11 protein-coding genes are annotated in these 17,055 nt (G+C 71.3%); 5 read left to right on the top strand and 6 right to left on the bottom strand.

The genetic code is table 11. The annotated features are described in order from the left end of the window. Positions 1 to 11: 11 nt before the first annotated feature. Positions 12 to 1,259, top strand: a complete 1,248-nt coding sequence (locus tag FFS15_RS05055; protein WP_137843911.1) for an MFS transporter — start codon at positions 12 to 14, stop codon at positions 1,257 to 1,259. Between the two features lie 78 nt (positions 1,260 to 1,337). Here the strand turns inward: FFS15_RS05055 and FFS15_RS05050 are convergent, their stop codons facing one another. From FFS15_RS05050 to rsmI, 3 genes are all read right to left on the bottom strand, one after another. Further along, on the bottom strand, positions 1,338 to 2,231 hold the full coding sequence (locus tag FFS15_RS05050; RefSeq protein WP_137843910.1) for a TatD family hydrolase: 894 nt from the start codon (positions 2,229 to 2,231) through the stop codon (positions 1,338 to 1,340). 93 nt (positions 2,232 to 2,324) lie between these two features. Then, positions 2,325 to 3,902, bottom strand: a complete 1,578-nt coding sequence (gene metG / locus FFS15_RS05045) for a methionine--tRNA ligase (RefSeq protein ID WP_137843909.1) — start codon at positions 3,900 to 3,902, stop codon at positions 2,325 to 2,327. 116 nt (positions 3,903 to 4,018) lie between these two features. Then, entirely contained in the window at positions 4,019 to 4,837 is an 819-nt protein-coding gene (gene rsmI / locus FFS15_RS05040) for a 16S rRNA (cytidine(1402)-2'-O)-methyltransferase (protein WP_137843908.1), read from the bottom strand. A gap of 61 nt (positions 4,838 to 4,898) precedes the next feature. Here rsmI and FFS15_RS05035 point away from each other — a divergent pair, with 61 nt between their 5' ends. Continuing rightward, entirely contained in the window at positions 4,899 to 6,515 is a 1,617-nt protein-coding gene (locus FFS15_RS05035; RefSeq protein WP_249353723.1) for a phospholipid carrier-dependent glycosyltransferase, read from the top strand. A 7-nt stretch (positions 6,516 to 6,522) separates the two neighbouring features. Here FFS15_RS05035 and FFS15_RS05030 read toward each other — a convergent pair whose 3' ends face one another. Next, positions 6,523 to 8,373, bottom strand: a complete 1,851-nt coding sequence (locus FFS15_RS05030; RefSeq protein WP_137843906.1) for a DUF255 domain-containing protein — start codon at positions 8,371 to 8,373, stop codon at positions 6,523 to 6,525. Positions 8,374 to 8,400: 27 nt separating this feature from the next. Further along, on the bottom strand, positions 8,401 to 9,237 hold the full coding sequence (locus tag FFS15_RS05025) for an aldo/keto reductase (RefSeq protein ID WP_137843905.1): 837 nt from the start codon (positions 9,235 to 9,237) through the stop codon (positions 8,401 to 8,403). Positions 9,238 to 9,409: 172 nt separating this feature from the next. Between FFS15_RS05025 and hrpA the strand changes: the two genes are divergently transcribed. From hrpA to FFS15_RS05010, 3 genes are all read left to right on the top strand, one after another. Continuing rightward, positions 9,410 to 13,306, top strand: coding sequence for an ATP-dependent RNA helicase HrpA (hrpA, locus tag FFS15_RS05020; protein ID WP_137843904.1), 3,897 nt, complete (start codon positions 9,410 to 9,412; stop codon positions 13,304 to 13,306). Between the two features lie 24 nt (positions 13,307 to 13,330). Next, on the top strand, positions 13,331 to 14,272 hold the full coding sequence (locus FFS15_RS05015; protein WP_137843903.1) for an NADP-dependent oxidoreductase: 942 nt from the start codon (positions 13,331 to 13,333) through the stop codon (positions 14,270 to 14,272). A gap of 66 nt (positions 14,273 to 14,338) precedes the next feature. Continuing rightward, the gene (locus FFS15_RS05010) at positions 14,339 to 15,709 is read left to right on the top strand and encodes an aminotransferase class V-fold PLP-dependent enzyme (protein WP_137843902.1); all 1,371 of its coding nucleotides are present in this window, start codon (positions 14,339 to 14,341) and stop codon (positions 15,707 to 15,709) included. Here the strand turns inward: FFS15_RS05010 and FFS15_RS05005 are convergent. Further along, positions 15,682 to 17,031: a M20/M25/M40 family metallo-hydrolase gene (locus FFS15_RS05005; protein ID WP_137843901.1), complete on the bottom strand. Its 1,350-nt coding sequence runs from the start codon at positions 17,029 to 17,031 to the stop codon at positions 15,682 to 15,684. The two genes, FFS15_RS05010 and FFS15_RS05005, sit on opposite strands and share 28 nt — an antisense overlap. Between the last annotated feature and the right edge of the window lie 24 nt (positions 17,032 to 17,055).

Below are 17,055 nucleotides of genomic sequence, written 5' to 3'. Positions count from 1 at the left end.
AGGATCGACGGATGCCCTCCCTCGGCGAGATGATCGCACCCCGCCGTCTGGGCACGGATTTCCGCTGGCTGCTCTCGTCGTCGTGGACGAGCAACCTGGGCGACGGCATCGCGCTGTCGGCGGCGCCGCTGCTGATCGCCTCGATGACCTCGTCGCCGATCCTGGTCGCCTCGGGCGCGATGATGCAGTTCCTGCCCTGGCTGCTGTTCGGTCTGTTCGCAGGGTCCGTCGCCGACCATCACGATCGCCGGCGACTCGTCATGATCGCCAACAGCGCACGAGCCGTCGTCGTGCTGGCACTCGTCGTCTTCATCGTCACCGGCTACGCGAACGTCTGGCTGGTGCTGGCGACCGCGTTCCTCTACGGCACCGCCGAGGTGTTCGCCGATTCTGCCGGCAGCACCCTGCTGCCCATGCTCGTGCGCCCGGCCGACCTCGGCATCGGCAACGCGCGCCTCCAGGCCGGCTATCTCGTCGCGAATCAGCTCGCCGGGCCGCCGCTGGGCGCCTTCCTCTTCGCGGTCGGGTCGTTCTGGCCCTTCGTCGTGCAGATCGTCTGCGTCTCGCTCGCGGTGATCCTCATCTCGCGGATCGCCCACACGCCGGTGCCGGAGCAGGCAGCGACGCCCGAGGGCGCGAAGCCGCATCCGATCCGCGAGGGCCTGCGGTGGCTCCGCGCCAACCCGCCCGTGCGCACGCTCGTGCTCATCATCCTGGTCTTCAACATCACGTGGGCGGCACCGTGGAGCATCCTCGTGCTCTACGCGACCGAGCACCTGAACATGGGGGCGGTCGGCTTCGGCGCCCTCACCACGGCTTCCGCGCTCGGCGGGCTCATCTCCGTCGCCGGCTTCGGCTGGCTGGAGCGCCACGTCTCGTTCGCGACGCTCATGCGCGTGTGCCTCAGCCTCGAGGTGCTGATGCACCTCGCCTTCGCACTCACGACGACGGGCTGGGTGGCCTTCGCGCTGATGTTCGGGTTCGGTGCGTATGCCTTCGTGTGGGCGACGATCTCGACCACGGTGCGCCAGCGCCTCGTGCCGATGGAGCTGCAGGGCCGCATCGCGTCGGTCAACATGGTCGGCGTCTTCGGCGGTCTTGTGATCGGACAGCTGCTCGGCGGGCTCATCGCGCAGGCGTGGGGGCTGACGGCGCCGTGGTGGTTCGCCTTCGGCGGCTCGGCGATCACGCTGCTGCTGGTGTGGCGCCCGATCTCGAACATCGCGGCGGCGAAGCCCGTGATCGGCGAGGAAGCCTAGGGCCGACCGGCCTCCGTGTCAGCGCTCGAGCCGATGTCCCGGGCGGGCTGCAGCAGCATCCCCCCAGTCAACCAGCGCTCAGTCCTCGAACGCGCCGTAGGCCTCGAGCGTGTTCGCGGCCAGCTGTGCGCACAGCTCGTCCACCTCGACACCCAGCTCGGCGGCCATGAAGCGCACCGTCACCGGAATCAGGTACGGCGCGTTCGGGCGACCCCGATGCGGCACGGGCGTGAGGAACGGCGCATCCGTCTCGACGAGGATCCGATCGCGCGGGATCACCGCCAGCGCGTCGCGCAGGTTCTGCGCGTTCTTGAACGTCACGTTCCCCGCGAACGACAGGTAGTACCCGTGCTCCCCCGCGATCCGCGCCATCGCATCGTCGCCCGAGAAGCAGTGGAAGACCGTCCGCTCCGGCGCACCCACCCGCTCGAGGGTTTCGAGCACGGCGTCATGCGCGTCGCGATCGTGGATCTGCATCGCGACGCCGTGCTTCTTCGCGAGTGCGATGTGCGCCTCGAAGCTCTCGAACTGGGCCGGAACTCCGTCCTCGTCCGTCCGGAAGAAGTCGAGCCCCGTCTCGCCGATCGCGCGGACGCGCGGCTGCGCCGCGAGCTCGTCGATCACGCCGATCGCCTCGTCGAGGCGTCCCGCGGCCGCGTAAGCCGGCGCCTCGTTGGGGTGGATCGCGACGGCCGCCAGCACCCGGGGATGGGATGCCGCAGCCCACGCCGACCAGCGCGACGACTCGATGTCGCCGCCGGCCTGCACAACTCCGATCACACCGACGGCGGCGGCGCGCTCGAGCTGGTCGTCGAGCGTCAGCGGCTCGTCGCCGTCGGCGATCTCGAGGTGCGCGTGGTTGTCGTACACCGGAACGCCGAGCGGATCCGGTGCCGCCGGCCAGCGGATGTCGCGCTTGCCGTCGTTGTGACGCTCGCGGACGTAGCCGCTCGGGTCGGTCGCCTCACTCACGGCACGTCCCACTCTCTCGCGTCAGAGGCACCGTCGCGCCGAGAAATCGGGACGCGGTAGCCGGAAATCGGGACACGGATGCTGCGGACCGGGCTAGACCGACTGCTCGACGCGCGGGAACAGCGGCGCAAGAGCGCTCACGCTCGAGCCGGGCTCGAGCACACCCCAGCCACCGGCCTCGCGGATCGGCTGATCCTGCAGGCGCCCGATCGACTCCGCCGCGCCGAGGGCGATCCACAGCTTCTCGGTCGAAGCCGGCATCACCGGTGACAGCAGCACTGCGAGCGCGCGCAGACCCTCGGCCGCCGTGTAGAGCACGGTGCCGAGCCGCGCACGCTGCGCCTCGTCCTTCGCGAGCGCCCAGGGCTCGTTCTCGGTGATGTACAGGTTCAGCGCATCCACGATCGTCCAGATCGACGAGATCGCCTCATCGATGCGGAAACGCTCGATCGCCGCGTCGGCTGCGGCTGCGGCATCCGCCACGATCCGCTGAATGGCCAGGTCACCATCGAGATACTCGCCCGCCGCGGGCAGCACACCCTCGAAATAGCGCTCGATCATCGCGGTCGTGCGCGACGCGAGGTTGCCGAACCCGTTGGCGAGCTCGGCCTGATAGCGAGCGGAGAGGTCTTCCCACGAGAACGAGCCGTCCTGTCCGAACGCGATCGCCGAGAGGAAGTAGAAACGGTACGCGTCCGACCCGAACACGTCGGTGATCTCGGTGGGCGCGATGCCGGTGAGCTTCGACTTCGACATCTTCTCGCCGCCGACGAGAAGCCAGCCGTGGGCGAAGACCCCGCGCGGCACGTCGAGCCCCGCAGCCATCAGCATCGCGGGCCAGATGACTGCGTGGAAGCGCAGGATGTCCTTGCCGACCACGTGATACGCCGGCCAACGGCGCTCGAACTGCTCACCGTCGTCGCCGTAGCCGATCGCCGTGGCGTAGTTCAGCAGCGCATCGACCCACACGTAGATGACGTGCTGCTCGTCCCACGGCACCTTGATGCCCCAGTCGAACGCCGAACGCGAGATCGAGAGGTCCTTCAGGCCGTTCTTCACGAACGAGACGACCTCGTTGCGCGCAGACTCAGGCCGGATGAAGTCCGGCTGCGTGCGATACAGCTCGAGCAGACGGTCCTGGAACTCGCTCAGCTTGAAGAAGTAGTTCTTCTCCTTGAGCAGCTCCAGCGGCTTCGAGTGGATCGCGCAGACCTTGAGGCCCTCGAAGGGTCCGGTGCCGTCGACGATCTCGGACTCGGGCTTGAACTCCTCGCAGCCCACGCAGTACAGCGCCTCGTACTCGCCGGCGTAGATGTAGCCGCGGTCGAAGATGGCCTGCACGAACTGCTTGACGCGCTCCTCGTGGCGCTCCTGGGTCGTGCGGATGAAGTCGTCGTTCGCGACGTCGAGCGTCTCGAGCACCGGGAACCACGACTCGGTGACGAGCTTGTCGACCCACGCCTGCGGCGTCACGCCGTTCGCGGCGGCGGCACGGAGCATCTTCTGACCGTGCTCGTCGGTGCCCGTCAGCATCCACGTGTCATCGCCCGCCTGGCGGTGCCAGCGCGCGAGCGTGTCGACCGCCACGGTCGTGTAGCCGTGGCCGATGTGGGGCACGTCGCTCGGATAGTAGATCGGCGTCGTGATGTAGAAGCTGCGGCCGGAAGTCACCCGAGGATTCTAGTCGGGACGGATGCCGCGCCCCCTCCGCGTGACAGGAGCGCGGTCCCCGCGCGTGGCGAAGGACGATTTCGTCACATTCCCCGCGATCGGGTGCGCGACGCAGGTCATCCGCGGGCCGCGAGCGCCGCCTGGTACAGCTCGCGGCTCGAGTGACCCGTGTGGGCCGACACCTCACCGGCGGCATCCTTCAGCCGGATGCCGGCGCGCACGAGCTCCTGCACCTGGGCGACCGCGTCGGGGAAGGCCACCTCGCGCGGCACCGCCCCGGCGACGACCACGACGAGTTCACCGCGGACCCCGGGCTCGGCCCACGCGGCGAGCTCTACGAGGCTGCCGCGCGCGACCTCCTCGTAGAGCTTCGTCAGCTCGCGGCACACCGCGGCGGGGCGGTCGCCCCCGAAGACGGCGGCCATGTCGACGAGGGTCGCGGCGACGCGTGTGGGCGCGTCGAAGAACACCATCGTGCGGGGTTCGGCGGCGAGCGCGCGGAAGGCGGTGAGCCGCTCCCCCGACTTGCGCGGAACGAAGCCCTCGAACGTGAACCGGTCGGTCGGAAGCCCCGACACCGCGAGCGCGGTCAGCACGGCGCTCGGGCCGGGGATCGCGGTGACCGTGACACCGGCTGCGGCCGCGGCTGCGACGAGCGCGTAGCCCGGATCGCTCACCGTCGGCATGCCGGCATCGCTCAGGATCAGCACGTCCTTCTCGCGGCCGAGTTCGACGATCTCGGCCGCGCGATCCTTCTCGTTGTGGTCGTGCAACGCGATGAGGCGCGGACGGTTGGCGACGCCGAGGGCGGCGAGCAGGCGCTGGGTCGTGCGGGTGTCTTCGGCTGCGACCACGGTCACCTGTTCGAGAGCCTCGACGAGGCGCCGCGAGGCATCCCCGAGATTTCCGATCGGCGTCGCCGCGAGGATGATCACGGCCCCAGCCTACGGTGCGGGTCAGGGCAGGTCACAGGGTCGTCCCGCTTACACTTGCCGGGTGACGCACGAGACCCGACCGGACGCGACCGCGCCCGTCGGGACACCGCCACAGCTGCTGCCACCGCTGCTGCCGCCCATGCCGCGGCCGAGTCTGTACGACCGCTTCCGGGAGCGGCTCGCGACGGATCCCCGTGCGGCCCGCCTCTACGACTGGCTCGGCCCGGCGCTCGTGCTGCTGATCGCGGCGGTGCCCCGCCTCTGGGATCTCGCGAACCCGCACGACCTGATGAACCAGTTCGACGAGACCTACTACGTCAAGGACGCGTGGACCCTGTCGCAGCTCGGCTACGAGGGCGCGTGGCCGTCCGACGCGAACGAGCGCTTCCTCTCAGGCGACGTCGGCGCGTTCACCACCGACCCCGCCTTCGTCGTGCATCCCCCGCTCGGGAAGTGGATCATCGCGCTCGGCATGGGCGCCCTCGGCCCGACGACCGGCTGGGGCTGGCGCATCACGACCGCGCTCCTCGGCATCGCCGCCGTCCTCGTGCTGATGCTGCTCGCCAAACGCCTGACCCGCTCGACGACATTCGCCGTCGTCGCGGGCCTGCTCATGGCGATCGACGGGCTCGCGATCTCGATGAGCCGTGTGGCGCTCCTCGACATGCCGCTGACCTTCTTCGTGCTGCTCGGCTTCCTCTTCGTGCTGCTCGATCGAGAGCGGACCATGGCACGCATCGCGATGACGGTCGCAGCACGCGCCGACGGCGACGAACCGCCGGCGTGGGGTCCGGTGCTGTGGAACCGGCCCTGGATCCTCGCCGCCGGCGTGGCGCTGGGTGCGGCATCCGCCGTCAAATGGTCGGGCGTGTGGGTGCTCGCCGGACTCGGGATCTACCTCGTCGTGACCGACGCGCTGGCGCGACGCCGCGCAGGCGTGCGGTTGTGGCCGGCCGACGCGCTGCGACAGGGCGTCGCGACGTTCACGCTGCTCGTGCCGGTCGCCGTCCTCGTCTACATCGCGTCGTGGACGGGGTGGCTCGTCACCGACGGCGGGTATGACCGGCACTCCGCCGATGCCGCGCCCGCGACAGGCGTGTGGTCGTGGGTGCCGGTGGCGTTCCAGAGCCTCTGGCAGTACCACGTCACGATGTTCGGTGCGGCGTCCCGGATCACCTCGCCCCACACCTACGACAGCCCGGCCTGGCAGTGGCCGCTGCTGATCCGGCCGACGATGATGTACTTCCGCACGGATCCGGAGGGAACGCGCGCGATCTCGACGCTGCCGAATCCGCTCATCTGGTACGCGGGCGTCGCGGCGGTGCTCTACCTCGCCTATCGGTTCGTCGTCGCGCGCGACTGGCGCTACGCGCTCGTGCTGACCGGGATCGGCGTCACCTACGTGCCGTGGCTCTTCTATCCCGATCGCACGGTGTTCCAGTTCTACACGGTGCTGACACTCCCCTTCATGCTGCTCGCGCTCACGTTCGCGCTGCGCGACATCGCCGGACCCCGGCACGCCGAGGACTATCGGCGCCTCACCGGGCAGCGGCTCGTGTGGGTGTTCCTCGGGGTCTCCGTCGCGCTGTCGATCTACTGGTATCCGGTCGTCGCGGCCGTCGCGGTGCCGTACGAGTTCTGGCACAGCCACATGTGGCTGGCGTCGTGGGGCGCGTAGCGCGTTGTCACAGGTGCGCCGGGTCGGTGACCGGCAGTCGGCAGACGAAATCGCTGCAGTCGTAGGCCGTCGGACGGCCTTGCTGCGTGGTCCGCCCGTCGAACAGCGTGAAGCCCGCAGCCGACCACGCGCGCGCCTGATCGGTCGTTGCGACGGCGACGAGGTCGGGGCGCTTGGCGTGCGCCGCCGCCGCGAGCCGCGCCGCCGGCTCATCGGCGACGACGACGATCTGGTGCGGTGCCGTCGCGAGCGCGGCCGCCGCGCGCAGCAGCGATCCGTGCGCGAGGGGCTGCGCGAGAGCGGCGGGGGCATGCCGGGTCACGATGCGTGCGGCGAGCTCGCGGTAGCGGTCGCCGGTACCCAGCGTCCAGAGCGCGAGGGATGCGTCGGCGAGGGATGCCGGGCCTGAAGGCTCGTCCCCGTCGGAGGCGGCATCCGGCGCCGCGATGCCGTGCGCGACCAGCATCGGATCCCCGCCGCCGGGAGCCGTCGGCTCGGCATCGCCGCGCGTGCACGCGTCGACGAGCTCGCGCGCCCGCACCGCGAAGACAGGATCGCCCGAGGCGACGGCGAGCGCGATGAGGCCGCCCGCCAGCTGTCCGTAGTCGGCGAGGGTGGCCCGGGCATGCGAGGGGATCTCGTCGAGGGATGCTCGCACCAGAGCTCCGCCGGGCGAGACGTTCGTCGTCAGCACCGCCTCCGCCGCGCGGCGTGCAGCTTCGATCCAGCGAGGTTCGTCGAGGCGCGACCCGGCACGGGCGAGGGCGCCGATGGCGAGCCCGTTCCATCCGGTGACGATCTTGCCGTCGACGGCCGGAGGACTCAGCGCCGCGCGGGCGGCGGCATCCCTCGCGTAGTACCCGCCCTCGCTGCGTGCGCCGTCGATCCACGACTCCGAGTCCTGAGCCGCACCGAACCCTCCCGACGGCTGCAGGACCACGTCGAGGAGGAAACCCGCGATGCCGCGCGCGCTGCGCTCGTCGCCGGCGTCGAGGGCGACGTCGAGCAGCTGCGCGTTGTCGGTCAGCATCCGCTCGTAATGCGGCACCGTCCAGTCGCGCCGCGTCGCGTAGCGGAAGAAGCCGCCTTCGACACCGTCTCGAAGCGGCGACGCCGCCATCGCGACGAGCGCGCGATCGGCGACGACGGATGCTGCGCCCGCCGCCTCGCGGATCGCGCGCGCCTGCAGGAACCGCAGTGCCGTCGCGACGGGGAACTTCGGCGCCGACGGGTCACCACCGCCGAAACCGCCGTACTCGGCATCCTCGCGCGCCGCGAGCGCGCGTGCCGCCGCGGCGAGCGCGTCGACCGAGGGCGGCGCCGCCCCGTCGCCCGACCGTTCGTCGGCAGCGCTCGCCCGCACCTCGGCGAGTGCCGACACGATCGCCGCGGCCGTGCCGTCGATCTGCTCGCGGCGTTCGCTCCAGGCCTCGCGCACGGCCGCGAGCACCTGGCGGAACGCGGGGAGGCCGCCGCGCGGCTCGGGCGGGAAGTAGGTTCCCGCGAAGAAAGGGTGCCCCTCGGGGGTCGTGAACACCGTCAGTGGCCAGCCGAGGCTCGGCGTGAACGCCGCTGCGGCCGCCATGTAGGCGGCATCCACCTCGGGATGCTCTTCGCGGTCGACCTTGATCGCGACGAAGCCGGCGTCGAGGTCGGCGGCCGTCGCGGCGTCGGCGAACGACTCGCGCGCCATCACATGGCACCAGTGGCACGTCGAGTAGCCGATCGACACCATCACCGGCACATCTCGCTCGCGCGCCCGCGCAAAGGCCTCCTCACCCCACGGGAACCACGAAACCGGATTGTCGGCGTGCGCCCGCAGGTACGGGCTCGTGGTGTCGGCGAGTCGGGAGGCCATGTCGGCGCCGGTCCGTCGGGCAGCCGATCAGTTGACCTCGTCGGGGTGGGCGCTGACGCGTCCCGTCCCCTCGCCCGGGTCGAGGGCGTCGATCGCGGCCATCTCGGCGTCGGTGAGCGTGAAGTCGAAGACGTCGAGGTTCTCCTCGAGGCGCTCGCGGCGAACGGACTTCGGGAACACGATGAAACCGTGCTGCAGGTGCCAGCGCAGCACCGCCTGAGCGGGCGTCTTGCCGTGCGCTGCCGCGGCGGAGGCGACCGGTTCGGCGCCGAAGAGGTCGTACTTGCCCTGTCCGAGGGGTCCCCACGCCTCGATGCGCACGTCATGGGCGGCAGCCCAGTCGGTGATCTCGCGCTGCTGGTAGGCGGGGTGCAGTTCGATCTGGTTGACCGCGGGGACGACGCCGGTCGCCGCGACGATGCGCTCGAGGTGTGCGACGAGGTGGTTCGAGACGCCGATGCTGCGCGCGAGGCCGGCCTCGCGCAGCTCGATGACGCGCTCCCACGCGTGGACGTAGTTGTCTTTCGCCGGGGTCGGCCAGTGCACGAGGTAGAGGTCGACGTGGTCGAGTCCGAGCTTGTCGAGGCTCTCGCCGATCGCGGCGCGCGGCTCGTCGCCGTCGTGGCGGTCGTTCCACAGCTTCGTCGTGACGTAGAGGTCGGCCCGCGAGATGCCACTCGCGGCGATCGCGGCACCCACGCCCTCTTCGTTGCCGTAGATGGCTGCCGTGTCGATGTGGCGGTAGCCGACCTCGAGGGCTTCCGTCACCGCACGCTCGGTGTCGGTCGGCGGAACCTTGAACACGCCGTAGCCGAGCTGGGGGATGCTGAGGCCGTCGTTGAGGGGAACCGTGGAGATCGTCATGGATCCAGCCTAGGCGCGGGTTCGGGCGCGGTGGCGGGAGTCCTTGGTTCGGCAGCCGGCGGAGCAGAGGAAAGCCCACACGGTCGATGCGGTACCACCGCCATTGCAGATCCGCGCGCGTGGGTCCCGCGGGACGCCGGCCCGGGCGCCATGCGCAGTACGATCGAAGGCTATGCCCGCGCCCGAACCCGTGATCATCTACCCGCCGGAGCTGCCCGTCAGCGCCGCACGGGACGAGATCGCGCGCGCCATCCGCGACAACCAGGTCGTGATCGTTGCCGGCGCGACCGGATCGGGCAAGACGACCCAGCTGCCGAAGATCTGTCTCGAGCTCGGTCGCGAGCGCATCGCGCACACGCAGCCCCGGCGCATCGCCGCCCGCACGATCGCCGAGCGCATCGCCGAAGAGCTGCAGGTTCCACTCGGCTCGACCGTCGGCTACAAGGTGCGCTTCACCGACAAGGTGTCGGCCGACACGCGCGTCGCGCTCATGACCGACGGCATCCTCCTCAACGAGATCCATCGCGATCGACTGCTGCGCCGCTACGACACGATCATCGTCGACGAAGCGCACGAACGCTCGCTCAACGTCGACTTCCTGATCGGCTACCTCACCCGCATCCTCCCCCAGCGCCCCGACCTGAAGGTGATCGTCACCAGCGCCACGATCGACCCCGAGAGCTTCGCCCGGCACTTCGCCGCCCCCGACGGCACTCCTGCTCCCGTCATCGAGGTCTCGGGCCGCACCTACCCGGTCGAGATCCGCTACCGTCCGCGCACCGCCGATGCCGACGACGACGTCGACGGCATCACGGGCGCCCTGCGCGAACTCGACCGCGAGCCGGCGGGGGATGTTCTCGTGTTCCTCCCCGGCGAGGCGGAGATCCGCGATGCGACGGATGCCGTGCGGGGAATGTACGCGAAGGATGCCGCACCGACCGAGGTGCTGCCGCTCTACGGCCGCCTCTCTGCCGCCGAACAGCACCGTGTGTTCGAGCGCTCGGCGGTCGCGGGCGTCCGGCGCCGCGTGATCCTCGCCACGAACGTGGCCGAGACCAGCCTCACCGTCCCCGGCATCCGCTACGTCGTCGACACCGGCACCGCGCGCATCTCGCGCTACAGCAATCGCACGAAGATCCAGCAGCTCCCGATCGAGGCGATCTCGCAGGCGTCGGCGCAGCAGCGCTCGGGCCGCGCCGGCCGAACGTCGCCGGGCATCGCGATCCGCCTCTACGGCGAGGACGACTTCACGACACGCGACGCGTTCACCGAGCCCGAGATCCTGCGCACGAGCCTCGCCGCCGTCATCCTGCAGATGCTCGCGCTCGGCTTCGGCGACATCACGGCGTTCCCCTTCCTCACGCCCCCCGACTCGCGCGGCGTCAAAGCTGCCTTCGACCTGCTGATCGAGCTGGGCGCCGTCGCGCCCGAGCGCGGCGGCACGACGCTCACCACCATCGGCCGCCAGATCGCGCGGCTGCCGATCGACCCGCGCTTCGCGCGCATGCTCGTCGAGGCTGAGCGGACGGGCGTTCTCGCCGCGCTTCTCCCGATCGTCGCGGGCATGTCGATCCAGGACGTCCGCGAGCGGCCGGAGGAGCGCCGCGAAGAGGCCGACCGCCTCCATGCACGCTTCGCCGACCCGACCAGCGACTTCCTGAGTCTGCTGAACCTGTGGAACCACCTGCAGGAGCAGCAGGCCGCCCTCGGCTCGAGCGCCTTCCGCCGCATGTGCCGCGCCGAGCACCTGAACTACGTGCGCGTGCGGGAGTGGGTCGACGTCCACCGCCAGCTGAGCACGCTCATCGGCAAGAAGGCCCGCGGCGGCGCGGCGGCCGCTGCCGCCATCACGTCGGCCGACCCCGACGAGGTGCACAAGGCGATCCTGGCCGGGCTCCTCTCGCACATCGGGATCATCGACGAGCGCACACGCCCCGCGGCGAAGTCCGCTCCCACCCGCGGCGGCGCGGACTACCTCGGCGCGCGCGGAGCGCGCTTCGCGATCTTCCCCGGCTCCGGGCTCAAGAAGAAGCGCCCGACCGCGGTCATGGCCGCCGAGCTCGTCGAGACGTCGCGGCTCTTCGCCCGCACCGTCGCCGCGATCGATCCGGCCTGGGCGGAGTCGCTCGCGGGCGATCTCGCCAAGCGGCAGCTGAGCGAGCCCCATTGGTCGAAGACGCAGGGCGCGGCATCCGCGTACGAGAAGGTGACGCTCTTCGGCGTCGAGATCATCCCGAAGCGCCGGGTGCAGCTCTCGCGCTTCGACCGGCCGCTCGCGCGCGAGCTGTTCGTGCGCCACGCGCTCGTCGACGGCGAATGGGACTCGTCGCACCTCGACAAGCGGCTCACCGCCTTCGAGCGGCGGAACCTCGAGCTCCGCCGCCGCCTCGAGAAGGTCGAGGAGCGCGAGCGGCGCCGCGACATCCTCGTGGGCGACGAGGCCGTGTACGCGTTCTACGACGCGCGCCTTCCGCGAGACGTCTTCGACCTGCGCTCTTTCGAGGCGTGGTGGCGGGATGCCGCCGCCCGCACGCCGCGGCTTCTCGACATGACCGAGGCCGACCTCGTCGACGAGGCGTCGCGCGGCGACGAACGCGACTTCCCCGCGCGGTGGCGACAGGGAGACCAGGTGCTCTCGCTCGCCTACCGCTTCGAGCCGGGCGCCGCCGACGACGGCGTCACCGCGGTCGTGCCGCTCGCCCTCCTCGCACAGCTGCGCGACGACGGGTTCGACTGGCAGGTTCCGGGGCTGCGCGACGAGCTGATCGCCGGTCTCCTCCGCTCGCTTCCGAAGGCGATCCGCCGTCACGTGGTGCCGGCCGCGGACTGGGCGGCGACCTTCGCCGCGGATCTCGCCGGCAGCGGACCGGAGTCGCACGAGGGTCTTCCGCCGACAGCGCTCCGCGATGCGCTCGCCTCCCGCATCCAGCGCGTCGCGAACCAGCCGGTGACCGCGGCCGACTTCGATCTCGAGCGCGTCCCCGGGCACCTGCGCGTCTCGTTCCGCGCCGTCGACGCGCGCGGCCGCGCGGTCGGGTCGAGCCGCGACCTCGGCGACCTGCAGCAGCGTCTCTCGCAGCGCGCGCGAGACGCCGTCTCGCAGACCCTCACCCGCGGGTCGCTGACCGCTCCCGGGTCCCAGAGCGAGGAGCGAAGCCCTGAGACGAAGCGCACTCCCGCCCCGGCGGCCGCTCCTCCCGTAGCCGAGCAGTCCGGCCTCACCGCCTGGACCTTCGACGACCTCCCCGACGTCGTCGACACCCGGGTCGCCGGCGGCGTCGTGCGCGGCTACCCGTCGCTCGTCGACGACGGCGCGAGCGTGTCGCTGCGCATCCAGACGACGCCTGCGGCCGCCGAATCCGCCACCCGCGCGGGCGCACGGCGCCTCGTGCTGCTCGCGGTGCCGTCGCCGTCGGCATATGTTCTCGAGCACCTGACCTCCGCCGAGAAGCTCGCGCTCGCAGCATCCCCGTACGCGTCGGCGAAGGCGCTCATCGAAGACTGTCGTGTCGCCGTCGCCGATGCCGTCATCGCGCGCACCGTCGGCGACGGGGTGATCCGCACCCGCGCCGACTTCGATCGGGTGCGCGACGCGCTGTCGGCCGTCGTCGTCGACGAGCTGTTCGACGCCGTCTCGCTCGTCGCCCGCATCCTCACGGCGACCCGTGACGTCGAGCGCGCGATGCGCGCGCAGAACTCGATGGTGCTCCTCGGCTCGCTCGGCGACGTCAAGGCCCAGGTCGCGGGGCTCGTGTTCCCGGGCTTCGCATCGCGCATCGGCCTCGCGCGGCTCGCGCATCTGCCGCGGTATCTCCGCGGTGCTCTCGAACGCTTGAACGTGCTCGCCGACAGCCCCGGTCGCGATCGCCAGCGGCTCACCGAGTTCGAGCGGGCGGCATCCGTCTTCGCCGAGGCCGGTGGCACGCTGCCGCTCCCCGCCGACGCCTCCCCGGCGCTCACGCGCACCCGCTGGCTGCTCGAGGAGTACCGCGTGAGCCTGTTCGCACAGCACCTCGGCACCGCCGAGGCGGTGTCGCTGCAGCGCATCCAGAAGGCGTCGCGCGAGTAGGTGCGCGAGTAGATTGGCCCCATCATGACCAGAGCAATCGTCCACACCGCGTTCGGCGGCGCCGAGGTCCTGCACGAGATCGAGATCTCCGAGGCCCTTCCCGGCGACGGCGAGGTCGCGATCCGCGTCCAGGCGGCAGGCGTGAACCCGATCGACTACAAGCTGCGCGCGGGTCTGCGCGCCTCGACCCCGCTCGACGGCCCTCGACGCGTCGGCAGCGACGGCGCCGGCGTCGTCACGGCGGTCGGCGCCGGCGTCGACGGCCTCCGCCCGGGCGAGCCCGTCGCATTCTTCGGTGCCAGGGGTTCGTACGCGACCGATGTCGTCGTCGACGCGTCGCGGGTGTTCCCCCGCCCCGCGGGCGTGAGCGCTGCAGAAGGCGCCGCCCTCGGCATCCCGATCGGCACGGCCTATCAGGCTCTGCGCTCGCTCGCCGTCGGTCCGGGCGACACGCTACTCATCCACGGCGGCTCGGGGGCGGTCGGTCAGGCCGCCGTCCAGTTCGCGGTGCTGTGGGGCGCGCGCGTGATCGCCACGTCATCCGAGCGCCGGTTCGACCGCGTACGCGCGCTCGGCGCGACCCCGGTCGCCTACGGCGACGGGCTCACCGACCGCGTGCGGGAACTCGCACCCGACGGCATCACGGTCGCGCTCGACGCGGCCGGCACCGACGAGGCCCTGCAGACCTCGGTCGATCTCGTCGCCGACCGGTCGCGCATCGCGACGCTCGTTCGCGGGCGGGATGCCGCAGCCCTCGGCATCCGCGCCTTCTCGGGTGGGTCGCCCGAGCCCCTGACGCCGCGACAGCAGGGCTGGCGCGCCGAGGCCGTTCCCGTCGCACTCGCGCTGCTCGCAGCCGGGCGGTTCTCGATCGAGCTCGGCCCGGCGCTTCCGCTCGCAGACGCGGCAGAGTCACACCGCCTCGTCGAGGCCGGGGTCGACGGCAAGGTCACACTGACCCCGTAGACCACCACTGCAACAGTTCGACACACGGATCACACCTCGGGGCACCGCGGCTCGACAATGGATCGCATGTCCGAGTCCCCGCGCGCCTTCGCGACGACGCAGGTGCAGGCGGGTTACACCGCCGGCGTCGCCGAGAACACCGCCGTGCCCCCCATCCACCAGTCGAACGCGTTCGAGTTCGGCTCGCTGAGCGAGGCTCGCGACCTGTTCGCGCTGCGCCGAGACGGCAACATCTACTCGCGCGCGGCGAACCCGACCGTGCTCGTGTTCGAGCGCCGCGTCGCCGCGCTCGAAGGCGGGATCGCGGCGGCGGGCGTCTCGTCGGGCCAGGCGGCCGTCGCCGTCGCCCTCCTCGCGCTCGCCAAGCAGGGCGAGCACATCGTCGCCGCCCGCCAGCTCTACGGCGGCACGATCGACCTGCTGGCGGACACGTTCGCCGATTGGGGCATCGCCGTCACCTTCGTCGACCAGGACGACGCGGCCGCGTGGGCGGCCGCCGCGCGTCCCGAGACCCGCGCGTTCTTCGCCGAGTCGATCACGAACCCGATCGCCCAGGTGCTCGATGTGCAGCAGGTCGCCGACCTCGCACACGCCGCGGGCGTGCCCCTCGTCATCGACGCCACGGTGGCGACCCCGTACCTGCAGCGCGCGAAGGACTTCGGCGCCGACATCGTCGTGCACTCGGCGACCAAGTTCCTCGGCGGCCACGGCACGTCGCTCGGCGGCGTCGTGATCGATCTCGGCACATTCGACTTCGCCGCCGACCCGGGCCGCTGGCCGCAGCTCAACGCGCCGTACGCGCGGGTCCACGGCGCGAGCCTCGTCGAGCGCTTCGGCGCGACCGGCTCGCCGTACATCACGCTCGTGAAGACGAAGTACGTGCACGATCTCGGTCCGTCACTGTCGGCGTTCAATGCCTTCCAGCTCCTCCAGGGCATCGAGACGCTCGACCTGCGGATGGGCCGTCACACCTCCAACGCGCTCGCGGTGGCACGCTTCCTCGAGGCGCATCCCGCGGTCGTCCGCGTCCACCACCCGGGCCTCGAGTCCAGCCCCTGGCACGAGGCCGCGAAGCGCTCACTGCCGCGCGGAGCGGGTTCGGTGTTCTCCTTCGACCTGCCCACCTCGGGCGACGCGGATGCCGACTTCGCCCTCGTCGAGGCGTTCATCGCGGAGCTCCGGGTCGTCCGGCTGGTCGCGAACATCGGCGACGCGCGCAGCCTCGTCGCGCACCCGTCGTCGATGACCCACAGCCACATGACGCGCGAGCAGCTCGCCGAGGCCGGCATCGGCCCGACCACGGTGCGCCTGTCGATAGGCCTCGAAGACCCGGCCGACATCGTCGCAGACCTCGGAGCAGCCCTCGCGACCGTGTCCGTCACAGCCGACGCCGCGGCGGACCTCGAGCCTCAGGAAGCCCTGATCAGCGCCCGGTAGAACCCGATCCCCCGCAGCCACACCTCGACGCGGATGCGCTCGTTGTGCGAGTGCAGGGCGTCGCGCTCGGCCCGCGTGAGGTGGAACGGCGTGAACCGGTAGACGGCATCCGCGATGCCGGTGAACCACCGACTGTCGCTCGCGCCGAGCTGCAGGTAGGGGGTCGTGACGATGTCGGTGCCCAGCGTTTCGGCGACCGCCGCGCCGATCCGCTGCCACGGCTCGCCCCGCCACGGCGAAACCGGTGACGGGTCGGAGCCGTGGCGCACCTCGATCTCGACCGCGGGATCGGCGATCACGCGCCGCACACGGGCTGTCGCCGCCTCGACGGTGTCGCCTGTCAGCAGGCGGATGTTGATGGTCGCTCGTGCGGTCGTCGCGAGCACGTTCTCGCCGGGCGCACCGCTGAGCTCGGTCGCGACCGCCGTCGTGCGCACGATCGCGTTCATCTCGGGGCCGAAGCGTGAGAGAGCGCGCGCGACGAGCGGCCCGGTGAGCCCGAGGCTCCGGAACACCGTGCGCAGGGGCCCTGTCGCATGCGGCGCGAGGGTCGCGAACATCGCGCGAACGGGCGGCGCGATGCGCGTGGGGAACGGATGCCGATGCAGCCGGTCGATCGCACGCGCGAGGCGCGCGGTGGCCGGTGTCGCAGGCGGGGTCGAGGCGTGCCCGCCGCCTTCGCGAGCAGTGAGGAGGAGCGACATGACGCCGCGCTCGGCGACGCCGACCATCGCGGTGGGCACGCTCACGCCCGGAACCACGCCGTCGACGACCGCGCCACCCTCGTCGAGCACGAGTCCGGGACGAACGCCACGCCTCCGCAGCACCTCGACGATCGCGCGCGCGCCGTCGCCGGCGGTCTCTTCGTTGTGCCCGAACGACAGATACACGTCGTGCGCCGGCGTGAACCCGGCGGCGGCAAGCTCTTCGACCGCCTCGAGGATGGCGACGAGGGATCCCTTGTCGTCGATCGCGCCGCGCGCGTGGAGCTCGGCATCCGCGCCTTCGCCCACGATCTCGGCGTCGAAGGGCGGGTGCTCCCACTCGCTCTCGACGACGGGGACGACGTCGATGTGCGCCATGAGCACGAGCGGATCGGATGCAGTGCTACCCGCGCCTCCAACCTCCGCCCCGGCCCACCGATACAGCAGCGAGTGCCCGGCGACGACCTCGCGCTCGAGCGTCGCGTGCACCGCCGGGTAGAGGCGCTCCACCGCGGCATGGAACTCGTCGAACCGCGACCAGTCCGTCTCGGACTCGTCGGCGTGCGAAACGGTCGGGATGCGCAGGAGCTCGCGGAAGCGATCGACGGCTGAAGTCACTCGACGAGCCTACGTCCGGCGCTA

This window comes from Microbacterium sp. 2FI (assembly GCF_005502885.1).
Taxonomy (GTDB): domain Bacteria; phylum Actinomycetota; class Actinomycetes; order Actinomycetales; family Microbacteriaceae; genus Microbacterium.
The sequence above is the reverse complement of the archived record's forward strand: the minus strand, read 5'-3'. Positions and strand labels throughout refer to the sequence as shown.